The 20,271-nt window shown below is 43.8% G+C and carries 19 protein-coding genes and 2 tRNA genes; 7 read left to right on the top strand and 14 right to left on the bottom strand.

The annotated features are described in order from the left end of the window. Positions 1 to 19 precede the first annotated feature (19 nt). The 4 genes from ACZ5A8_RS18915 (at position 20) to ACZ5A8_RS18900 (ending at position 3,880) form a co-directional block, all read left to right on the top strand. Positions 20 to 847 carry a ribonuclease H family protein gene (locus ACZ5A8_RS18915; protein WP_464530901.1) on the top strand — a complete coding sequence of 276 codons (828 nt, stop codon included), beginning with the start codon at positions 20 to 22 and terminating at the stop codon, positions 845 to 847. A 172-nt stretch (positions 848 to 1,019) separates the two neighbouring features. After that, complete coding sequence (locus ACZ5A8_RS18910; RefSeq protein ID WP_464530900.1) at positions 1,020 to 1,703, top strand: queuosine precursor transporter; 684 nt, start codon at positions 1,020 to 1,022, stop codon at positions 1,701 to 1,703. 117 nt (positions 1,704 to 1,820) lie between these two features. Beyond that, on the top strand, positions 1,821 to 2,465 hold the full coding sequence (locus ACZ5A8_RS18905; protein WP_464530899.1) for a hypothetical protein: 645 nt from the start codon (positions 1,821 to 1,823) through the stop codon (positions 2,463 to 2,465). A 230-nt stretch (positions 2,466 to 2,695) separates the two neighbouring features. Next, complete coding sequence (locus ACZ5A8_RS18900) at positions 2,696 to 3,880, top strand: pyridoxal phosphate-dependent aminotransferase (protein WP_464530898.1); 1,185 nt, start codon at positions 2,696 to 2,698, stop codon at positions 3,878 to 3,880. Positions 3,881 to 3,992: 112 nt separating this feature from the next. Here ACZ5A8_RS18900 and ACZ5A8_RS18895 read toward each other — a convergent pair whose 3' ends face one another. From ACZ5A8_RS18895 to priS, 14 genes are all read right to left on the bottom strand, one after another. Further along, complete coding sequence (locus tag ACZ5A8_RS18895; protein WP_464534206.1) at positions 3,993 to 4,799, bottom strand: PEGA domain-containing protein; 807 nt, start codon at positions 4,797 to 4,799, stop codon at positions 3,993 to 3,995. Between the two features lie 370 nt (positions 4,800 to 5,169). Beyond that, positions 5,170 to 5,982, bottom strand: coding sequence for a hypothetical protein (locus tag ACZ5A8_RS18890; protein ID WP_464530896.1), 813 nt, complete (start codon positions 5,980 to 5,982; stop codon positions 5,170 to 5,172). Between the two features lie 803 nt (positions 5,983 to 6,785). Continuing rightward, a tRNA-Trp gene (locus ACZ5A8_RS18885) sits at positions 6,786 to 6,981 on the bottom strand. A gap of 107 nt (positions 6,982 to 7,088) precedes the next feature. Then, on the bottom strand, positions 7,089 to 7,238 hold the full coding sequence (locus ACZ5A8_RS18880) for a hypothetical protein (protein ID WP_229390114.1): 150 nt from the start codon (positions 7,236 to 7,238) through the stop codon (positions 7,089 to 7,091). Between the two features lie 348 nt (positions 7,239 to 7,586). Next, positions 7,587 to 8,078 (bottom strand): rubrerythrin family protein, encoded by a 492-nt coding sequence (locus tag ACZ5A8_RS18875; protein WP_229390113.1) that lies wholly within the window; start codon positions 8,076 to 8,078, stop codon positions 7,587 to 7,589. A 327-nt stretch (positions 8,079 to 8,405) separates the two neighbouring features. Then, a tRNA-Ser gene (locus ACZ5A8_RS18870) sits at positions 8,406 to 8,489 on the bottom strand. 196 nt (positions 8,490 to 8,685) lie between these two features. Further along, positions 8,686 to 10,098 carry an endonuclease Q family protein gene (locus tag ACZ5A8_RS18865; protein WP_464530895.1) on the bottom strand — a complete coding sequence of 471 codons (1,413 nt, stop codon included), beginning with the start codon at positions 10,096 to 10,098 and terminating at the stop codon, positions 8,686 to 8,688. 109 nt (positions 10,099 to 10,207) lie between these two features. Further along, complete coding sequence (locus ACZ5A8_RS18860) at positions 10,208 to 10,978, bottom strand: proteasome assembly chaperone family protein (protein ID WP_229390111.1); 771 nt, start codon at positions 10,976 to 10,978, stop codon at positions 10,208 to 10,210. 10 nt (positions 10,979 to 10,988) lie between these two features. Further along, a complete protein-coding gene (locus ACZ5A8_RS18855) occupies positions 10,989 to 11,144 on the bottom strand; it encodes an RNA-protein complex protein Nop10 (RefSeq protein ID WP_229390110.1) in 156 nt (51 codons plus the stop codon). A gap of 6 nt (positions 11,145 to 11,150) precedes the next feature. Further along, a complete protein-coding gene (locus tag ACZ5A8_RS18850; protein WP_229390109.1) occupies positions 11,151 to 11,957 on the bottom strand; it encodes a translation initiation factor IF-2 subunit alpha in 807 nt (268 codons plus the stop codon). Positions 11,958 to 12,029: 72 nt separating this feature from the next. Then, positions 12,030 to 12,218, bottom strand: a complete 189-nt coding sequence (locus ACZ5A8_RS18845; RefSeq protein ID WP_011020692.1) for a 30S ribosomal protein S27e — start codon at positions 12,216 to 12,218, stop codon at positions 12,030 to 12,032. Between the two features lie 6 nt (positions 12,219 to 12,224). Then, positions 12,225 to 12,503: a 50S ribosomal protein L44e gene (locus tag ACZ5A8_RS18840; protein WP_229390108.1), complete on the bottom strand. Its 279-nt coding sequence runs from the start codon at positions 12,501 to 12,503 to the stop codon at positions 12,225 to 12,227. 395 nt (positions 12,504 to 12,898) lie between these two features. Further along, a complete protein-coding gene (locus ACZ5A8_RS18835; protein ID WP_464530893.1) occupies positions 12,899 to 13,624 on the bottom strand; it encodes a hypothetical protein in 726 nt (241 codons plus the stop codon). Further along, positions 13,590 to 14,834: a DNA primase catalytic subunit PriS gene (gene priS / locus ACZ5A8_RS18830; protein ID WP_464530891.1), complete on the bottom strand. Its 1,245-nt coding sequence runs from the start codon at positions 14,832 to 14,834 to the stop codon at positions 13,590 to 13,592. The genes ACZ5A8_RS18835 and priS overlap by 35 nt, the downstream gene beginning before the upstream one ends. A gap of 617 nt (positions 14,835 to 15,451) precedes the next feature. Between priS and ACZ5A8_RS18825 the strand changes: the two genes are divergently transcribed. From ACZ5A8_RS18825 to ACZ5A8_RS18815, 3 genes are all read left to right on the top strand, one after another. Next, entirely contained in the window at positions 15,452 to 16,267 is an 816-nt protein-coding gene (locus ACZ5A8_RS18825; RefSeq protein ID WP_464530890.1) for a formylglycine-generating enzyme family protein, read from the top strand. A 358-nt stretch (positions 16,268 to 16,625) separates the two neighbouring features. Beyond that, the gene (gene rqcH, locus ACZ5A8_RS18820) at positions 16,626 to 19,016 is read left to right on the top strand and encodes a ribosome rescue protein RqcH (protein WP_464530888.1); all 2,391 of its coding nucleotides are present in this window, start codon (positions 16,626 to 16,628) and stop codon (positions 19,014 to 19,016) included. Further along, the gene (locus ACZ5A8_RS18815) at positions 19,013 to 20,065 is read left to right on the top strand and encodes an mRNA surveillance protein pelota (protein ID WP_464530887.1); all 1,053 of its coding nucleotides are present in this window, start codon (positions 19,013 to 19,015) and stop codon (positions 20,063 to 20,065) included. The genes rqcH and ACZ5A8_RS18815 overlap by 4 nt, the downstream gene beginning before the upstream one ends. The last annotated feature ends 206 nt before the right edge of the window (positions 20,066 to 20,271 follow it).

The following is a 20,271-nucleotide window of genomic DNA, read 5'->3' as shown; positions in this document are numbered from 1 at the left end:
CAGAAAGGTGAAAATAAAAATGCTTGAAGTCTACTGTGACTCGTCTTATAATGAAGGTGAAAATTCCTATATCGGCTGCGTGGTGCTCCGGAGCGGCAGGCAGGTCCACCAGTCAACAACTAAAGTCCCGGGCGATCCTCAAAATAATCTTGATTGCGAACTTGCAGCCCTTAATTTTGCTATCTCACTTGTCAGGATTTTTTCCAAAGGCGATAAGGAAATATTTATTTATAATGATTCTACTGAAGCCGTAAAAGCCTTTCAGGGAAGGGTTAAGGAAATCGAAGAGGAGTTATCAGGGTCCAGAGTTAACTTCGAGTATATCCCCCGCGAGAAGATGAACCAGGCAGCAGCAGACAGCCTGTCTAAAAAGTTTCCGGTTTTTTTCTCGAGTACATCTACGTGTGATGTAGAATCTTTCTCGAGAAGGGAAGACATTCTCTCTGATATTGCCCATAATGAAAGTAGCGTTTTTTATCTGGAAAAAGTTCCGGAAATGTCTTCAAATAAAAAAACCTGCTACAGGCTGATAGTCCGCACAATGAAAAAAACCCTTTCTGATGACCGTACTTATCCAGTAAAAAAGGGAGGTCCTGGCACTCAGGTAAAAGCTGCGGAAGAAATTAGAAAAGACCTCTCAAACCCCGAGATCATTTCTTCCCTTAAATCAAAGGGTGTCAGGCTTGAAAACTCCTACTTCCTGCTCACAGACGAGACATGGGGGCTTCGAGGTACGGACAGCCAGGCATACTCCATCCTGCCCTCTTCCATTCCCCATAAAGTCATATGTGATGAGGTGGACAGGTCACCTCAAAACCTCTTCAGAAGAGCAGAACGTTTCAAATAATTTTCTGCGCCTCGCAGCCCCCTGCATCCCGCAGCCCATACTTTACTTCCATCTTTTCGGAACTTGGCGACGGTATTGTAGAAATTAAAGTAGTCGGCATTGTGGAAATCAAGTTATTCCACTTATAATGTTATATTCAGCCCTTAAACTCAATTTAAAACCCTGAGAATCCATGAAACCCATAGATTATAAAATACAGCTTTTGCTAACAATTTTCGTTAGCTCCCTGCTCCTTGGGAATCTTCTAGGGAGCAAGCTAATTGATATTTTCGGCATTGTGACCTCGGTCGGTCTTTTCGGATATCCGCCTACCTTTCTTATTACTGATATAGTAGAAGAGGTGAGGGGGAGAGAAGTGACAAAGGTTTTCGTACATGCAGGTTTCCTTTCACTCTGTATTGCGGTAATTTTCGTGTTTGTAAGTACAGGGCTGCCCCCTTCATCCCTATACTTGCACAGTGAGGCTTATAATAGTGTTTTTTCAAACTCCATGCGACTTATCCTGGCAAGTATGATCGCTTTTATTATAAGCCAGTATCACGACCTCTGGGCTTTTAATTTCTGGAGGCAAAAAACAAATGGCAGGTATTTGTGGCTCAGAAATAACCTTTCTACAATTGTCTCTCAGCTGCTCGACTCTCTCGTTTTTATTTTTATTGCTTTCTATCACTCCACTCCTGAGATGAATGCAATTTCAGTATTTTATATGGTTTTACCGCTCTGGGCTCTTAAGGTAACTTTCGCTCTTCTTGATACTCCGTTTGTATATCTTGGAGTCAGGTGGCTTGCTTCTGAAAACATAGATAACGTCCCCTGTCATGGGGAAAGCAGGGAGGCGGGCTCAGTTAAAGGTTAAAGTGGTACAGTTCCTGAGTCATGTTTGGTTCAGGAGTTGCTCTGGATTATGCTCCGAAACTGAATACCAATGCTTATGGGCATCTCCGTCCTATATACATTAACGGGGGTGCTAATCATGGTAGAATATCCTGATGCCGAGATACTGCCTGTCAGGGCTGAAACACAGAAGAATGCGAAAAATTCTGAAAAAGCTTACGAAAAAGAGGCTGACGAGGGTAAGAGACAGGAAAAAGAAACTGGTACTCAATACACAGGAATTCTCTCAGAAGAATTCTGTACATCCTGCCTGAATATGCCTGAGGAACAGCGTAAGAGCATGATCCTGGAGATCCAGCAAATAGCTGAAAGAATTCTGAAAGCTCATGGTGTTATTAACGCGCCTGAAGAACTTTTAAAGGGAGAATGGTTTCTCAAACTTCAGAAACCGGAGTTCGAAAAGAAACTGGTCCTTGCAAAGTCCGGAGAAGAAGTCTTTATAGGTTTCTATATCTATCCGGAAGAAGCTCCTGTACCTGACCCTAACTTTGTTTTGCTTTCTCAATACGGGTTCTGGTACCCGCAGAGGATAGAGGAAAAATTTGAAGAAACAGTTGCCTCCTTCTTTACAGGAGCTTATGGAGACTACGATTTCCTCAATATTGTCCCTGAAAGCGTTGAAAAATTCCAGGCCTTTCAGCGTGATTTTGCACAAAAACTTGAAGATCAGGGCTGGGATGGGCCTGATGTGGAGGTAGTTGAAAAAATAATGCCTGAAGATTAAGTTGCTATGAAGGATTAAGTTTCTATAGATCTATCCAGTTGAGGGAGTTAGCTTTTTTCTTGTAAACTCATTCCGGAATTTTTTTCTTTATATTTCCTCAGTTCTGACTCTTTATTTTTCCCACAGAATATTTAAATATTGAAAGCATACGCAGTTTTAGGTACATACTTAGTGATATTACTTGCTTCTACCCGTGGTTTTTATAGTAATCGCTTTTCAGAAGGTCTTTTATGTTTTCAATGAATTCCGAATGCATCCTATCAAAAAAATCAGAAGATATCCCTCCTTTCTATGTGATGGAAGTACTGGAAAGTGCCAAGGCCCTGGAAGCTCAGGGCAGGCATATAATCCACCTCGAGGTCGGAGAGCCTGATTTTCCTACCGCCCCCCATATATGTGAGGCTGCCTGTGCTGCGATTGGCCAGGGGCTTACAAAGTACACTCACAGCCAGGGACTCCCTGCCCTAAGAGAAGCAATAGTTGAGTCTTATTACCGGAAGTTTGGAGTTGACCTGAATCCGAATCAGATTGTTGTCACTTCCGGAACAAGCCCTGGTCTCCTGATGGTTTTTATGGCTCTGCTTGAAAAGAGGGACGAAGTAATTATGTCTAACCCTCACTATGCCTGCTATCCGAATTTCGTAAAGTATCTGGGCGGGACCCCTGTTTTTGTCTATACGAGTGAGACAAACGGCTTTGCTCTTGAACCGGAAACAGTAAGGCAGTGTCTGAGCCCGAATACGAAAGCCATCCTTATTAACAGTCCTTCAAATCCCGGAGGACATGTTATGTCTCCTGAAAGTCTGCAGGGTCTTGCCGCAATAGCGGATGAAAGAGGCATTCCTGTTGTTTCGGACGAAATCTACCAGGGTTTAATCTATAGCGGAGAGGAACACAGTATTCTGGAATATACTAAAAATGCCTTTGTTCTGAATGGCTTTTCCAAACTATATGCAATGACCGGCTGGAGGCTCGGCTATATTATCTGTCCCCCTGAATGTGTACGCGCGATCCAGAAGATTCACCAGAACTTCTTTATCTGTGCTAACTCTTTTGTGCAGGAGGCAGGTATTGCAGCCCTGAAAGGTTCCCAGGAACACGTTGTCGAGATGGTTCAGACCTACAACATACGTCGCCAGTACATGCTTAAAAGGCTTCTTGGCATGGGGCTCGACGTTCGCAGAGAGCCAATGGGAGCTTTTTATGTCCTTGCTGATGCCCGCAAGTTCAGCAACGATTCTCTTGAACTGAGCCGCCGGATTCTCAACGAGGCAGGTGTGGCGGTAACTCCTGGCATAGACTTCGGAAACGGAGCAGAAGGCTATCTGCGTTTTTCCTATGCCAACAGCCTGGAAAATATTGAAGAAGGCATGGACCGCCTGGAAGCTTTTCTGGTAAAAGAACTTGATGGGTGAGGGCTTCCTGAACCACAAATCAGGCAGCCTATGATTATCAATCTTTCCAATTATTTTTTCTAACTAATTTTTTGGCAAGTTTCTAATCAACTTCCCCACTAATTATTTTTAATTAGTCTTTCTTTTTCTTTTTTAGTGTGTACTCTAAACTTGATTCCGAAAAGCTTTTCAGTTCTACCAGGTTATCAGGTACTGACGATTTCCCATGTAATTTATCATTTTCCCGAACTGGTTTTTTATCTACTTTTATGTCTGTTTCACTGATTGTTTCTTCTAATTTATCTTCGGCTCTCTTTTTTCTGATTTCTGTTTTACTCTTTTTTTCGCCAGCAAAAGAGGTTTCTCTCCTCACCATCAAATTTTCATCTTTTTCCCCTGATCCCCTCTGAAATTTTTCCAGTCTCCTGCCGCCTTCCGGAGTTTTTCTCGGGGATTTAAACTTTAGCTTTTCGGGGTTTCTTTTTATAACAATGCCTGAAGCCAGCAGAACCAGGCTTGCAACAAAGTAGGTAAAGAGACTGAGATGAAGTTTTTCCCCCAGCACAATTGCTGTCTCCCCGGAGGCATCGACCTCTTTTGAAACCACGCTGTATCCGGTCTTCTTTATAGTTAGTTTATGCTGCCCTTCGGCTGCGTGAAATACGACAGGAGTCACTCCTTTATACTTCCCGTCGAGGTAGACACTTGCTCCGGAGGGGCTCGAAGAAATGCTGTATACTCTCTCGTTTATACGGAGTTTTTTTGAGATTGAAGTTGTCTCCCCGGCTTTAACAAACACCCGCGCAAAAACATCATCATATCCCTCCTGCCTCAGCACCACCTCGTAAAAACCAGGCGGTACTCCTTCTATAAGGGCAGGTGTTTTTCCCACAGCCTTTTCATTTATGTAGATCTCAGAGCCGTTTGGAATTGTTATGATTTTGATTTTCCCGAAACTCCTTTTCTCCTCTGCAGCTGGGTTTTCAGTCTCTATACCTGCGGAATTGTCCTGTCCGGGACCTGCAGTTGATGTATTCGCAAATACGGGGCTGATAGCTAAGGTAAGTATCAGTAAGGAAAAAACTATGCAGATAGGGGCTTTTCTGAAGTCTTTCTGTTTAAGTCCTGGTTTAATATCAGGTTTACTTTTTATAGGGAATCCCTTCGTTTTAAATGTTGGGTCTTTGTTTCTAGCAACTGGTATTTATAACTCCTCACTCCCGTTTGCAGAATTGAGCAGAACCTTTTAATTTCTCTCAGTTTCCTTTCAGTTTCCTTTCAGTTTTTAAACTTCCTTTTAATTTTCTTTTTTATCTGTTTAATGCAGGTTGCTCTGTTTCCATTTCATTAACTGTTTTCTCCTGCTTAAAATCAAAGATTCTGCTCTGTCCTCCCTCTTTTTCAGGACAGAAAATCCCTGTAATCATCCAGGTTCCAGATATGAAATGGGTTCCCATTATAAAGTAAAGTTCTCTTTCTTTCAAACGTTCAAAGAGCTGTTCTTTTATTTTCTTTTCCACAGCTCCGGGTTTCCTTTCTTGTCTTACAATATTCCGTACGGTTTCATTGAGTTCCCAGTCGAGCAGGACAATTTTATGCCCCCTGCAAGCTTCTTCCCCCTCGCACCTGAAAGTGTACTTAACCTCTACAGGCATTCTGGATTTTTCCCCTTTTTCCAGAAAATCTCCCATTATGTTAAAGTACTGCTGCCGGTCATAGGTTTCGATGCTGTTTACTCTAACCTCAATATTCAGAAGCTCCGGCTTTATCACTCCCAGACTTACCCCTTCAATATTCAGCCTTTCTAAAGAGGTTACCAGTGGCAGGATAAGCTCTTTTATTCCCCTCTCTTTTGCGGGCTGTTTCAGGTTAACGTAATCAAGGACTTTCCTGCTTTCCAGCCTCGGGTCATTCTCAGGCTTCGTAACCGTAACCTCAAGCAGGTCATTCCTCCTGAAATCCACCAGCCCTTCGCCGTACCTGAACCTGAGAGGGTAAAGTCTGAGGAGTTCTCCATCTTTGTTGATGCCGGTTACTCCCACAGCATGCCCGTCCCCATCCCGTTTGCTTTTCTCCGGGGTAGCTCTGATAAGGATTGCAATTTTTTCTTTTTCTCGTCTCAAAGGAGAACCTCGGTCGTTTAAATAGATATAGCGAATATGGAAGATTGAATCTTAGAAGAAGATTATACTTCGAAGGTATTAACCATTGGGGGAGCTGGATGAAAGTGTTTACTTCCGAGACTACTGGTTTCTCTAAATATGTGACGGGTTAGGCCCGTAACAGTATAAACTCTGGAGATAAAAAGAGAATATCATTAAAAAAGGTAAATATCGAGACTTTAAGATGGAATTAGGGAATACTAGTGAACTACTCCTCCCTGAATTCTTCGCCTTCCGGCTCAGTTTCGAAGGATAAGCTTCCTACGAGTACATTATCTCATATGGCTTCGGATCTCAAAGATCCTTAATTCCTCAATAAGCCTGTTTATCTTAGATTTCCAGTAGCAAGCTACCGAAAACTCGTCCACAGAGCATTTTGCAATAGGTTTCACAACCTTTAATTGCGAGATACTCAGTCAAGCTTTACTGTTCACCGTTCAAACTTTTACCTTCGAAACTTCTTCGAAGAACCTTATAGTCTAAGTTCAGAAAGTTTGTACCTGACAGTTCCGGCTATTCCCTACTTTGTTACCACGAGGGCGAGGAAGAGCTACGGATAACATGCAATAGGAGTTGAAAGTATAAGAAAATTTACGGAATCAATATCAATAGAAGATGTGAAAGTTGACGGCTTTCATCCCCCACCTGCCATCTCGGATAAATCCGACCTGTCGAGGAAGGGGACTTCCCGCCTTAGAGTTAAATGTACTCATAAAAACTGAGAAAATCTTCCTGAAATCAAAATTAAAGAAAAGAAATAAATGTGGGGCTGGTGAGATTCGAACTCACGATCGACGGGTATCTCCGAACAACTGCTTTCACAGTTTTAGTTCTGGTGAGCATCTATCAGTGCTCCAACGGTTCCTCATTGTCCTGCCCCGTCGGGAAAGACTCGGTAGACCCGTTGTTCATCATTTATCCGCTGGAGCCCATCGCCATGCCGGGCTAGGCCACAGCCCCTTAATGAGGATTAACAAGGATACTGACATATCTTTTCTCTTTTAAATAGTTAACGGCAGGAAATAATGTTTTCGAAAAAAGATTTCTAAAAGGTTACTATTTCTTCCTCAGTACATGAGCAGGAAATAGATTACTCCTGCAAGGATTGCGATCACAAGTATTGCAAAGGAGATATAGCCAAGCAGGCGGACTGCAAAGTCATATGTGCTTACTTCGCCTGTCCATTTGCCTGTTCTCCGGCGGTCAAAGTATTTCATAATTTTTTTATCTAATTTCAAATAGTTCAGGGCTCCCTTTCCAATTTTCTTCTATTATCTGGCATTTCACAAATAAAGTTATTTATATGATTTCCAAAGGTTTCGGGAAGTACGATTACATAAAAGTCAAAGAATCAAAGAAACATAAGGATCAAATTCCTATTTGTTTGATACCCCTGTGAAAACGAAAGAAGGTCAGGAATGGCTTTAATCTTTTTTTAAGCCGAAAAAGTGGGTGTATGGTGGCAAAAAAGTAACTGGAGAGCTTTTTTCATATCTTTTAGCTCTCACAGTATTCCGCTGACTGTCAGAAAAGCTGTTGTTTTTATCGTAGTTTTATCGCGGTCTTCAGTCAATTTTGTTGAATTTGGATGCAGGTGCCCCACAAATTGGACATTTCCCCTCAGGTTCGCCTTCTATAGTATGTCCGCAGACACTGCATACATGGTAATCAACCTCTTTATTATTTCCAATTTCATTCAATGCTTTTTCATAAAGTCCGGCATGAATTCTTTCTACTTTATTTGCCACCTCAAAGCTCCAGAGAGCCCTGTTGTCCCCTTCTTTCTTTGCTTCCTCTATAAACTCGGGGTACATTGTCATAAACTCGTATGTTTCGCCTTCAATGGCATCTTTCAGGTTGTCCATTGTAGTTCCGATCCCGCCCATACGCTGAAGGTGGTTGAAAGCATGGACCGTTTCCGCAGCAGCAGCGGCTCTGAAAAGTTTGGCTATCTGATGATACCCTTCTTCATCTGCTTTTTTCGCAAAGGCCAGGTATGTCCTGTTTGCCATCGATTCGCCAGTAAATGCAGCTTTAAGGTTGTCCTTGGAATTCATATATATCTCCCCTTAATTTGAAATCTTTTTTTCACCCTATTTTACCGGATCATATATATTATTTTTACCACCCAAATGTCTGACCTTAAAATTATAAGGCTGCATGCTCTGAACGAGGCTGCACTTTTTGGAGAATCTGTACTTTGAAGGAGAGGAGCAGGCTTGCAGGTACGCGGTTGAAATGCCGGGGTGACTGATCCCCTCACAGAAAATGAGCCGGTGAGAACGTTTCTAAGCAACTTATGCCTTGCCAATAGAAAAGATAATTTAAGTTTTGACTCTTTTTTCTAAAAAATAGGGCCTAATAAACCTTTAACTAGAAATTTACGCCCAGGGCAGGATTCGAACCTGCGCTCTCCCAAAGAAGAAACGGTTTTCGAGACCGTCGCCCTACCGCTAGACTACCTGGGCATTTTGCTTTTAAGAACATTACTTTAAGTTAGTTTTGATGTTATTACTTTAATTGATGTTACTATTAATTAATTCAAACATTTTATGGACTTTAAGCGATGAGGAAGTTTCCGGGCAGTGCCCGGCGTTTTTGGTGCAGAGTTAAGTGAATACACTTTCTATCTTATATATTTTATTCTCAGTAGGCTCCGGGATTTTAAAAATCAAAAAGTGACTTCTGACCTGCAGGCTTTTCCGGACTCTCTTCCTCTGGTTTTTTTTTCCCTGCGACTGCTGTCTTTCCTTCATCAGTCTCTACTGTTTCCGCTGTTTCGATTGACTTTTTCCTTTTCAGGTCAGAAAAAGAAGCCTGAGTTCTGGTCTTTCCCTTCTCTGTTTTTGCTATTTTTGGGCCCTCTTTTCTTTCCTCGCCAGCTCTTCCTGCGGATTCGGACTTTTCTGCTTTCAGATGTTCGGGCAATTCGAGCCAGCCGTACTGTCCGCCTCCGCCAGGGTGGATTATAACATCGCCTTTCCTGAAGACGAGAATTGCGTTTACGACTCTGTCATCCACTATTTTCAGGGCTTCAGGTTCTGCATAGATAAGGGCTTCAACCTCGTTTCCGAAGTGTTCTATAAGAGTTTCCCATGCTGTCTTTACGCCTTTTGTCTGGACACTTGCGTGGCCAAGCGCCATCTGTATTATTTCTGCAAGAGGGATAAGGTGAAGGTAAGGAGGGCGGTGGTCAGGGTGCCTGGGCTCTTCAAAATCCGCAAGTTCGTTGATCCGGTCAGTTACTCCTTTTTTAATAATGCCTCCGCATTTCGGACAGCGCCATCTTCTGGCCTCGGCTTCCGGCAGAGGATATTGAGTAAAGCATTTAATGCATGCAGACCGGTTGTATTTTCCTTCTTCAGGAAAAAAACCGACATTCAGAGTAGACCCGTACCCCTGTTCCCTGAGAATGGCTTTTTTAAGACCCTCAAAGGTAATGTCAGGAATATTAAACTGGGTAAATTCTCTTGCCAGTTTGTTGGTAGAAGGGGAATGGGCGTCAGAGTTTGTAAGGAAGGTCAGACGGTGCAGTTCTTCAATCCTGTCAGCATAATTGCTATCTGCACTCAGGCCAAGCTCAATAAAAGAAACATAATCCGTCATACTCCCGTAGCAACTCTCCAGGCTGTCGTGATAGGCGTAGAGAGCGGTCCAGGGAGTAAAAGCGTGGCAGGGCCCGATAAGAGCTCCAAGGTCTTTTGCAATCTCTGCAATTTCACAGCCATCCAGCTTAACTGTGGGGCGCCCGTCTGCTTCAAGGTTTCCGAAAGGGGCAATTCTTTCTGCCAGCTCTTCGGCTTTTGAAATCGAAGGTAAAATAAGAAGGTGATGCACCCGGTCGATATCCTCTATTTCGGTAGTGGGGATAAAAACTATATTTCCTATCCGAATTTCTTCATCTGAAGTGGCTGCTTTTCTAATATCTTCCAGCCACTTAGGATGAGTACAGTCCCCTGTGCCGATAAGCTCCATCCCTTTTTTTGAGGCTTCACTCGCAATTGTGGGTAGTTCCATCTTCCCGGAACACGCCATCGAGTACTTCGAGTGGAGATGGAGGTCTGCATTGACTTTCATTTCCGAACCTATCGCCAGAATTTTTATTTTCAGGTTCTTTAGCTGTGAATTTCTCTATCCGGATTCCCGATCCGCGTATTCTCTACCCGGAACTTCCCGATCAGTGTATTTACCCTATATAACGCAGGTCTTCTTCCGTCGGTTTAACTTCGGGGTAGCTCTGCTGCTCTTCTTTTTCTTTCAACTTTTCGAGGATATTCTCCATTTCCTCGGCTTTTTTCTTAAGAGAGTCCGTGTTTACCTCGATCCCGAACATATTGCACAGTACCTTCAAAAGAGACTGAGCGCTTTTAGGATCCATCAAGTATCCGGGTGTCATTCCCATAAGGCAGGCGGCATCTATGCCCCTCATCCCGCTGAAAGCCACAAGCAGGCCGGATGCTCCTACGATTCCTCCGCTTGGCTCTGATTCCCTGAACTCTACCCCATATTTCTTGATCTCTTCGATCAGTTCCGTGCTGTTGGCAACTCCAAGGACTGTCTCTTCATAGGTAAGTTTGCCTGTCGGGTAGCCCCCGAGGGTGTATATCCTGGGCACTTTAAGTTCCACTGCAATATCCAGGTAAAGAGAGCAGAGTTCGTAATGCCCCTGTGAGGTGGTGCTCTGGTGGTCTCCTACAAGAAAAAGGAGATCGTTTTCCTTTGCTTTCCCGTGGTATATGGTGTTGCTTACCGGACGGACCGTGCAATCTTTATTAACAAGTACCTGAGGTGGAAAATGCGGAGAATAAACTTCCATAATCTTTTCAGCCTCAAGTTCGTCTACAAGATGTTCTGCCACCAGTTTGCCTACAAGCCCTACTCCCGGAAGTCCTACTATCAGTATAGGGTTTTTGAGCTCAAGATTTTCTTTCAGGCGGACAAGTGTACTTTGCTGCATAAAAAATCCCTTATCCTTTCTTTGCAAGTCTGCGGTACTTACCGTAAGGGTCCTGAGGAGAAAAGCGAGCCGGGATCGCGGGCAAGGTTTCTCCCCCGCAAACCGGGCATATTTCCCTTAAAGTGTACCTGCCGCAATTTTTGCATTTGCGGATTTTTTGTCCCAAAGGGCATCACGCCTTTGTCGATTCGATATGCCGTTTGAAGATCCCATGTCCGCCAAGTTTGGAAATAGTATCTACTGCCGTCTGGGCGGATTTCTTAAGGACTGATTCGGCTTTCTTATAGTCAGGAGCTATTACCTTGATTCTATATCTCGGAGCCCCTGTGTAACTTACTTCGAGCCTGACATCTTTTCCATCAACATCACTGATGGAATTTGCAGCGTTAAGAGACTGTTTTATGACCTCTATGCCGTTTGGAAGATTACAGGTCAAATCAACATACCCTGCGATATCCACGAAAGGCAGTTTGATATTTTCTCCTGCGATCTTGGCTATGCTCTTCAAGTATTTCTTGTTGACTTTGAGTCCTTTAAAGGCTTTTTCCCCTTCGATAGCTGCCTCTTCGAAGGCAGAATAGGCACTTCCAAACTCCTCTACAAGTTTCTCGTGCAGATCCTGCAGGCCGCCTTCATCGGTCTTGGTCTCTTCGGCCACGAACTGGAGCCACTTGGCGGCTTTCTGCTCATTCTTCCATTCCTGGATCTTGGCCCGCCGCTGGTGCTCGTTCACATCTTTCAATGAAAGGTCTATGTGGCCGCGGGAAGGGTCCACGTTCAGAACCTTGCAGACAATCTTTTGCCCTTCCCTTACGTAGTCCCTTACGTACTTGACCCAGCCTGCTTTAATTTCGGAGATATGGATGAAACCTTCCCTTCCTCCGAATTCCTCAAGCTCGACGTAGGCTCCGAAATCCGTTACATTCTTTACAGTACAGACAACAAATTCTCCGACTTCGGGCCAGTTATCGTTTCCCATTCGCACCACTTCTCAAATTTTGTCTTTTATTAATTTTCACTCTTATTCTGTAAAGTGCCTTTACCGATCCGGTTATTCAAGCACTTCCAGAATGTGAGTTGTAATTGTTGATTTTCCACCGGTTGGTTCGGCAAGGGTCCTTCCACAGACAACGCAGGTAATTTTACGGCTTGCGCTTCCGAATATAATCTGTTCGTTTTCGCAGTCGTTGCACTTTACGCGCAGGAACCTGCTTTTTGGCCTCTGGGTATAGTCTACCATTTTATCTTACTCCTTGAACTCGAACTTCTTTGCCCTGAAACAGGGTCTCTGGTGGGCTTTCTTACATACGGTACAGCGGTATCTGAGCCAGATGCGCTTTGTTGGCTTGTCGCCACCAGGCACCTTGGAGAATTTTCCGCTGTTTCCTATACCTTGCTGTCTTTTCTTCTGCCTTGCAATATGGGTCATGGAAGAAGCCTGGCCCTTTTTGACCCTTTCTGCTACGTGTTCGCTGTGGGTCTTGCAGAACGGGCAGTAAGTTCTGAACCGCTTTGGAATTTTCATTCTTTACACCTTTTTTGATGATTATTGGTATTGTAGTTCGCCTTCTCCGGCTTTTGCGGAAAGGCGTTGTTATATAGTTTGAATGTACGTATGGCGTTTACGTACGACGTTTTATTCCTGGGAAGCTCTTATTTGGGAAGCCTTTGATTAGATGAACTTGAAATTTTTCAAACCTCTTTTTGTCTCGATATCACGATTGGCAATCCTGTATCGACAACGAGGTTAGAGCATGCTAACAAGGTTAAGCTACACAGATATAGCTACACATATAAATACTAATACTATTGCCTGAAGTGCTTCTCCTTCATAAGTAATGAACCTGCTGCTTACAGGGTCTCTGACACGCCTGTACATAACTGTTTTTCTGGCTAAAATTAGCTGAATGTTTCAGGGAGTCAGTTCTTGGCGGAATCCTTTTCTCCGGAGCCTTTTTCTCCGGCAGTAATTAGTTTTGCTGCTTTTCTCTTTATCAACCCTGTTGCATTCAGTTGCGGCAAAACAACAACTTCTTCGGCATTGACCGTATAGTTTCGGCCGTCTGCACCTGTGAAGGTAGGCAGGTCCTTCAGTATTCGGACAATAACATATTCTTCGTTTATATTATTTTTGCCCGATACCGTTCCTGTTTCCTTTCCGTCTGCGGTCACAGTTATTTCCCTGCCTGTTTTTGCTTCTACAAGAATCGCGGTAGATGCATGCCTTGACTCCCCTATTCCGGGCCAGATTGGGACCTTCCCGGAATCAGGGTATAAAATGGGACCTAAAAGCTCTACTTTTGCAGCTTCTATGCCCTGAAGCACGAGGTCATATAGCAATTTTTCCACAGGAAGCAATTTTTCGATATCCTTTGAAATAGGTTTATCAGCGTGAGATTGAATCGTTGCCCTGGTAATTACCTTTCCTATCCTTTTCATAAAGATAGTCTCAAGGTCAGAAAGTGCCCTTTCATGCTCGTCGTTGAGCATCTTTGATTCCGGAGAACGAGGATTATTAGTCTTCCCAATCTCTTTCTCAAGCTCCCGAATGTATTTTTCAGCTTCCAGGTAAAAATCAGCCGGAATTGTTTTCAATGTCTGGTTTTTTTCTTTATACAGCGTTTGGCTGATTTCTTCTATGTCCATACTCCGCAACACCTCTACAAATCAGATATACGGCTGCATACTCCGGAACTTCCTGTTTGCCTTCCTCTATTCTTAAATCCTTGCCCTTTAGTTGTACTGAGAATGGTTTTGAAACGGTTATTTTTGTCGGTTTCTCGTTAAAAACAACTGCGTCGTTAAGCGGATCAAACCCTTCAAGCTCGGATAAAGCAAGTCTTTTAACCAGCATCCCGGACCCTCCGTGCAGGGACCCAGGCACACGAATAAGCCTTTTGATGTCGGCAGTTACAGGTTCGTCAACACTGGCTCCGAACCTGTGCAGGAAATCCTCAACTGATTCCTGCATAAAGTATGCAGCAATCTCCTTAAAATTCCTTACGTCGAAGTCCAGTCTTCCTCTCTCCAGAATATCTTTTAAGCCGTTTTCACTATTCGTAATATTAATCAGCTTTTTTATTGTGGTATCCCCTACCTTCTCATGCCTGCGAAGCTCGGGAAACATATCCTTTTTGTATTTCTTTCCACACTCTGTCTTCATATAGTCCGTAAGATAAAGCGCAACTCTCTTTCCCCACCCCGAATCATACCCCGCAAGCGTGCACTTCACAGGCACATTCTTAATCCCTTTAAATGCCTTTGAGCCTGTCCCGAAATCTCCATCCATTGAAACTTCTTTGAAAAAGTACTTGAAATCAACATCCCTACCACTCACGTAGTTCACGATCTCCCTTCTCTCGGAACTCCCGAGCTTCATGACTTTCGGGCTTATGACATGGAAATGATATCCTCTCCCTCCTGAAAACACCAGTTCCAGCTCTTGCTCTGAAAATCCAAAATCGTCTGTAAGAAAATCCATGAGCTTAAGAGACTCTTTCTTCACAAGCTCAAGCATATCAGCATAATTCTTCGGGGCATTTGGAAGGTGATCTGCATCAAGGTCAAAAATAAGCTCTGCCCCAAGCCAGTTTTTCTCATTCATTTTCCGCGCATCAGGGTATTCGTAATAAGCCGTGGAATTGTAAACATGGGCTGGAGCCATGCCATAAAGGTAATCAAGAGCTTCTCCCGGCGAGCCGAAAGATCTGTGCCTGTGCATCATTTTTTCCGGCATATCATCATAGAAGATAAAAGCCCACTCCCGGCTAGGGAGGTGGTCCGGTAGGCCTATCTCAGCGGTTTTATAATAGTTCTGAAAACAGGATTTCAAATAACGGGTCGTTCGATTGTCCATGGTTTTAGGGTTTTTGGATCTTTAAATTTAATGTTATTTTTGGGTTTAGTTAAGGTTTAGTTAGGGTTTAGTTAGGGTTTAGTTAGGGTTTAGTTAGGGTTCAAGGTTAAAGATTATTTCAGGGTTTTAATTAGGGAATTTCTATGATAGATTATTCTCATATTTTACTTTTGTTTATATGAGTTTTCTTAAAACAATTTTACCTTCAATCCGGATCTAAGTGAGAGACTTCAAAGATGATGGAAAACTGCCAGTGAAGGGCCAAAGCAAAAACATCGCTCTTGGGCATCATTCCTAAAAAGAAAGATCGAGGTTTTAACTCTGGAAGGGCGAAGTCACAGCGGAAGTCCCTTTCCTCACAAGGTATCAGCCCGACAGGTAGAGGTAGTTCACAGACAAGGTTGTAGTTGAAAGATTAGTTATAAGTTAAAAGGAGGAGGTTTATACAGAAAGAGACAAACAAAAAGAGTTCACGTGCAATAAAAATAAACTGGATAAAAAGACTGTAACCGAATTCCATTAATATATGACCCCTTTATATTTGTTCTTGTCAATGAGTATGAAAACCAGAGCAACTGTAGAATTGGTAAGAAATAAGAATTTTTAGGGGCAAATTCGTGAGAAGCAAAATTAGTATTATAAATCATATTAACACAGTCCGAAGCTATCTGAAAAAGAAAGAAATTGAAGACTCATGTGTTATAACAAAATTCGGAAGCTCAGAGATTACTGATGTCTTTACCAGCTCGTCTACAGGTATGGAATTTGTATTGATCCCAGCCGGTGAATTTCACATGAACACCGTTTCTAAAGATAAAGACAGATCAGATTATGAATCCCAAGCCCATAAAGTAACAATTAAAAACTCTTTTTATATGGGCAAATCTTCGGTTACACAAAAACAATGGAAGAACATAATGGGAACCAGCCCTTCACACTTCAAGGGTGAAACCCGACCTGTTGAGATGATTTCCTGGGAAGAAGTCCAGGAATTTGTTCAAAAACTGAATGCAATAGAAAATACTGATAAATACCGTTTACCTTCGGAAGCCGAATGGGAGTATGCTTGCAGAGCCGGTACACAAACAAGGTATTTTTTTGGCGACAATGAGTCAAAGCTTAATGAGTATGCATGGTGCGTTGAGAACTCAGGACGTAAAACTCACCCGGTTGGCCAGAAGGATCCGAATCCCTGGGGACTTTCTGATATGTACGGGAATGTATGGGAATGGGTCCAGGACAAATGGCATGATGACTATAACTTGGCTCCTTCAGATGGATGCGCATGGGAAGATGGAGATAACTTCTATCGTGTCTCTCGTGGGTGCAGCTGGTACTGCAACTCCGGGTCCTGCAGTTCGGTTGCCCGCATCAGCCGTGAGCCTGAGAGTCATTTCGCCAATCTTGGATTTCGCCTTTTGAGGGAACTGTAAGTTCATCTCTCTTTTCTTCCTTGCTAAAGAGCTACACTAGATGTGGTGGACAAGACAGGCTCAAGACAGAATTTCCGGTTTCTTTACCTTAAATCCCTTTTTCTTACCCGAGTCCCTTTCAAAATTTCTCCAATAACTGCCCGCCATCAGTAAGTCCTTTTGAGCGAAGCTCACTGCTAAAACTCATAAATTAGTCCTCTTGAGCGAAGCGAAAAGGATGCGTACTCCCGAGTCGCAATTCGGGCGAGTCGCAATTCGGGCAAGTCAATTCTGGAGGCACAACTAGGGTGGTGCAACTATACTGTAAAAAGAATTCTACAGTAACACTTATACATGAATCCTCTCTTATATCCACTTCATGAAACAGGATATGTCAAGTGCCGACGTTGCTGCAGTTGTTGCCGAACTGTCAGCGGGTCCGAAATCTATTATTGATGCGAAGATCGGGAAGATCTACCAGACATCAGGTGAGGAGATCCGCATCAACCTTTACGTTTTTCATCAGGGCAGGGACAACCTGGTTATTGAGGCTGGGAAGCGTATCCATTTAAGTAAGCACTTCAGGGCAAGCCCCACGCTTCCTCAGGCTTTCCCCATGCTCCTTCGAAAGTATCTTGCGGGGGGCAGGATCGTATCTGTAGAGCAGCACGATTTTGACAGGATCGTGAAGATCGGGATTGAGAGAGGAGGGATCAGAAATACTCTCATTGTGGAGCTGTTTGCTCGGGGAAACATCCTGATTGTGGATTCCGAAAACAAGATTATCCTGCCAATGAACCCTGTTACTCTAAAGGACCGCAGGCTGAGGAGTGGGGAGATTTACGAGCTTCCGGAGGCACAGCTGAGCCCTGTGGAGGCTAAGGTTTCGGACCTTATGGATTCGTTTTCGAAATCAACGGCTGATATCGTCCGTACTATTGCTACAAGATTCAATCTCGGGGGTGTCCTGGCAGAAGAAGCCTGTTCACGCGCAGGAATTGAGAAGTCTAAACTTGCAAAAGAAGCAACTGTAGAAGATGCTGAGAAGCTCCGCGATGCGCTGCAGGATCTCTTTTCTCCGTTGTTCAGGGGCAGGGTTGCAGGTAAAGACGAGATAAAGGCTGAGCCTGAAATCGGTGCTGAAACTGAAGTCGAAACTGGAGTTGAAAATGAATCAGATATTGAAATCGAATCCGGCAATGAAATAGAAGTTGAAGCAGAAGTTGAAGCTCAGGCGGGAAGCGAAGTCCAGATTCCGGGACTCATACCTCAGCATATAAAGAAGGAAATTAACGGGAAGGTCGAAACTTTCGATGTGGTGCCTTTTGACCTCACTCGCTATTCCGAATACGAAAAAGAATATTTTGATTCATTTAACACGGCGCTTGACGAGTTTTTCGGGAGAAAAGCGCTGGAACAGGTCGCAGAGGTAAAGGAAGCCGAGAAAAAAGAGAAAAACCTTGGCGTTTACGAAAGGCGGCTTCTCCAGCAGGAAGAGAGCCTTGCAAAGTTCGAAAAAGAAATCGAGAAAAATAACATTATTGCAGAAATAGTATATGCTAATTACCAGATCATCGACGAGCTTTTTTCCGTACTCAACGGCGCAAGGGCAAAGGGTTATTCCTGGGATGAAATCCGTTCTATTCTGAAACAGGCAAAAAAGTCCGTGCCTGCTGCCAAGATGATTACAAATATTGACCAGAAAACCGGGACTGTAACTGTAGATCTTGACGGGAAGAGCGTAAACCTTGACATCCGGAAGACTGTGCCTCAAAATGCCCAGGAATACTACGAGAAGGTCAAAAAGTTTACTAAAAAAAGGGATGGGGCTATCAGGGCTATTCAGGACACCAAGAAAGCTATGGAGAAAAAGGCTGCTGCAAAGGCTGCAAAGGCAGGGAGAAAACTACAAGCTTCCCGGAAAAAACACTGGTACGACCGTTTCAGGTGGTTTGTGTCTTCAGACGGCTTCATGGTTGTAGGAGGAAGGGATGTCGATACTAACGAGGAAGTTTTCAAAAAATACATGGAAAAGAGAGACATTGTCTTCCATACTCAGACCCCTGGTGCCCCTTTGACAGTTGTTAAAACCGGGGGAAAGGAGGTTCCGGAATCTACCTTACAGGAGGCTGCGCAGTTTGCAGTTTCTTATTCGAGCCTCTGGAAAGCCGGACAGTCAAGCGGCGACTGCTACTGGGTCAAAGCCGAACAGGTAACAAAGACTCCGGAATCAGGAGAGTACGTGAAAAAAGGGTCATTTGTTATTCGCGGAGAGCGCAATTACTTCAAAGACGTACCTCTTGGAGTTGCTGTCGGGCTTGAACTGAAAGGCGAGACAAGAGTCATAGGGGGACCTGTTGCTGCAGTCCGGAAGCATGCGGACTATATCCTTGAAATTACTCCGGGCAAATTTAACCAGAATGATATTTCGAAAAAAATCTATCGGATTTACGCAGATGAACTGAACGATCCTCGCTTTGTAAAGCAGATCGCATCCCCTGATCTGGTAGCTATGATGATCCCTGCAGGAGAATCAGATATCAGGAACCAGAAACCGGAACGAAAAGGTCAGGGAACAGGGCCTGAAGGAGAAGAGTACGGGACTTACGAACTGGAGGCTGAATCTGAAAGCAACGAGGAAGAAGATGAGGGGGAATTCGGAGACGAAATTAGAGAGGAACCTGGAGAAAATATTGAAGTGGAAATTGAAAACGAAGCCAGAGAGGGGAATGTAGAGGAAATTGAAGTACGTGGAGTGAAAAAAGCATGAGGGTCACAAACCGTTCTCTGAAAGGCAGGGAAGGGGAAATTGCCGTGACAGCCGAGACTCTTGACGACCTCTGGCACCTGAAATACGTAATTGAAAAAGGAGACCTGGTCTTTGCCCTGACCAAAAGGAAAGCCGATACAGCAAGCGATAAACTTCGTCCTGAAAAAGCCGAGAAAGTAAAGGTAAGGTTGGGGATCAGGGTCGAGGAGCTGGAGTTCCATAAATTCGCCAACAGGCTGCGAATACACGGGCCAATAGAGCAGGGGATGGACACCGGGTCCTATCACACTCTCAACGTTGAAATTGGGACTAACATTTCTATCGTCAAAGAACACTGGAAAAATGACCAGTTCCAGCGCATCCAGGATGCCGAAGAAGCCGGAAAACGCCCTAAAGTTGTTCTTGTAGCAGTCGAAGAGGGCGATGCGGATATTGGTTTTGTGCGCCACTACGGAATTGAGGTATATTCTCATATCCGGCAGTCATCCGGGAAGCGAGAGACAGGGCTCAGAAATGAGTTTTTCAGGGAAATCGTTGAACAACTCAGGCATGCGGTTCCCGAAGATGCCTCTATAGTGATTGCGGGCCCCGGTTTTACCAAAGAAGATTTCCTGAAATATTTCCATGATGTCGAGCCTGATATGGCTTCAAAGGCATTGACTGAAGACACGTCCATGATCGGGATGTCTGGATTTCAGGAAGTTCTCCGCAGAGGAGCTGTGGACCGAATTATGCAGGAGTCCCGAATAGCCCGGGAATCCTCTCTTATGGAAGACCTCATACGGGAAATCTCAATGGACGGTAAAGCCGCTTATGGTTTTGCGGATGTAAAAAATGCTCTTGGTTACGGGGCTGTCGAAACCCTGCTTGTTGCTGACGAAACTCTGAGGGAGGGGCGGGAAAAAGGGGAAAATATTGACAAACTCCTTATGGAGGTTGAACAGGCTCAGGGAAAGGTTGTTGTGTTCAGCACATCTTTTGAGCCCGGGGAAAAGCTTCACAAACTTGGAGGAATCGCAGCTCTGCTCCGCTTCAAAGTAAGGGGCTGAGACAGGCGTAGTGAATCTGTAATTTCAGTTCTTTAATCTTATATCTCTCTATCCTTTTACCTCATATCTCTCTTTTTACCAACATCTATCTATTTGTTTTTACTTTTGTTTGTTGCTGTTATTTCCTATTTATTAACACCTTCAGTATTCTGTTTTCTGAAAAGCTGAAACTATTTGTTTTATTTTTCTGTTTTTTATATTCTGTT

It is taken from the genome of Methanosarcina subterranea, assembly GCF_055385895.1.
This window is presented reverse-complemented; position numbering and strand designations above follow the sequence as displayed.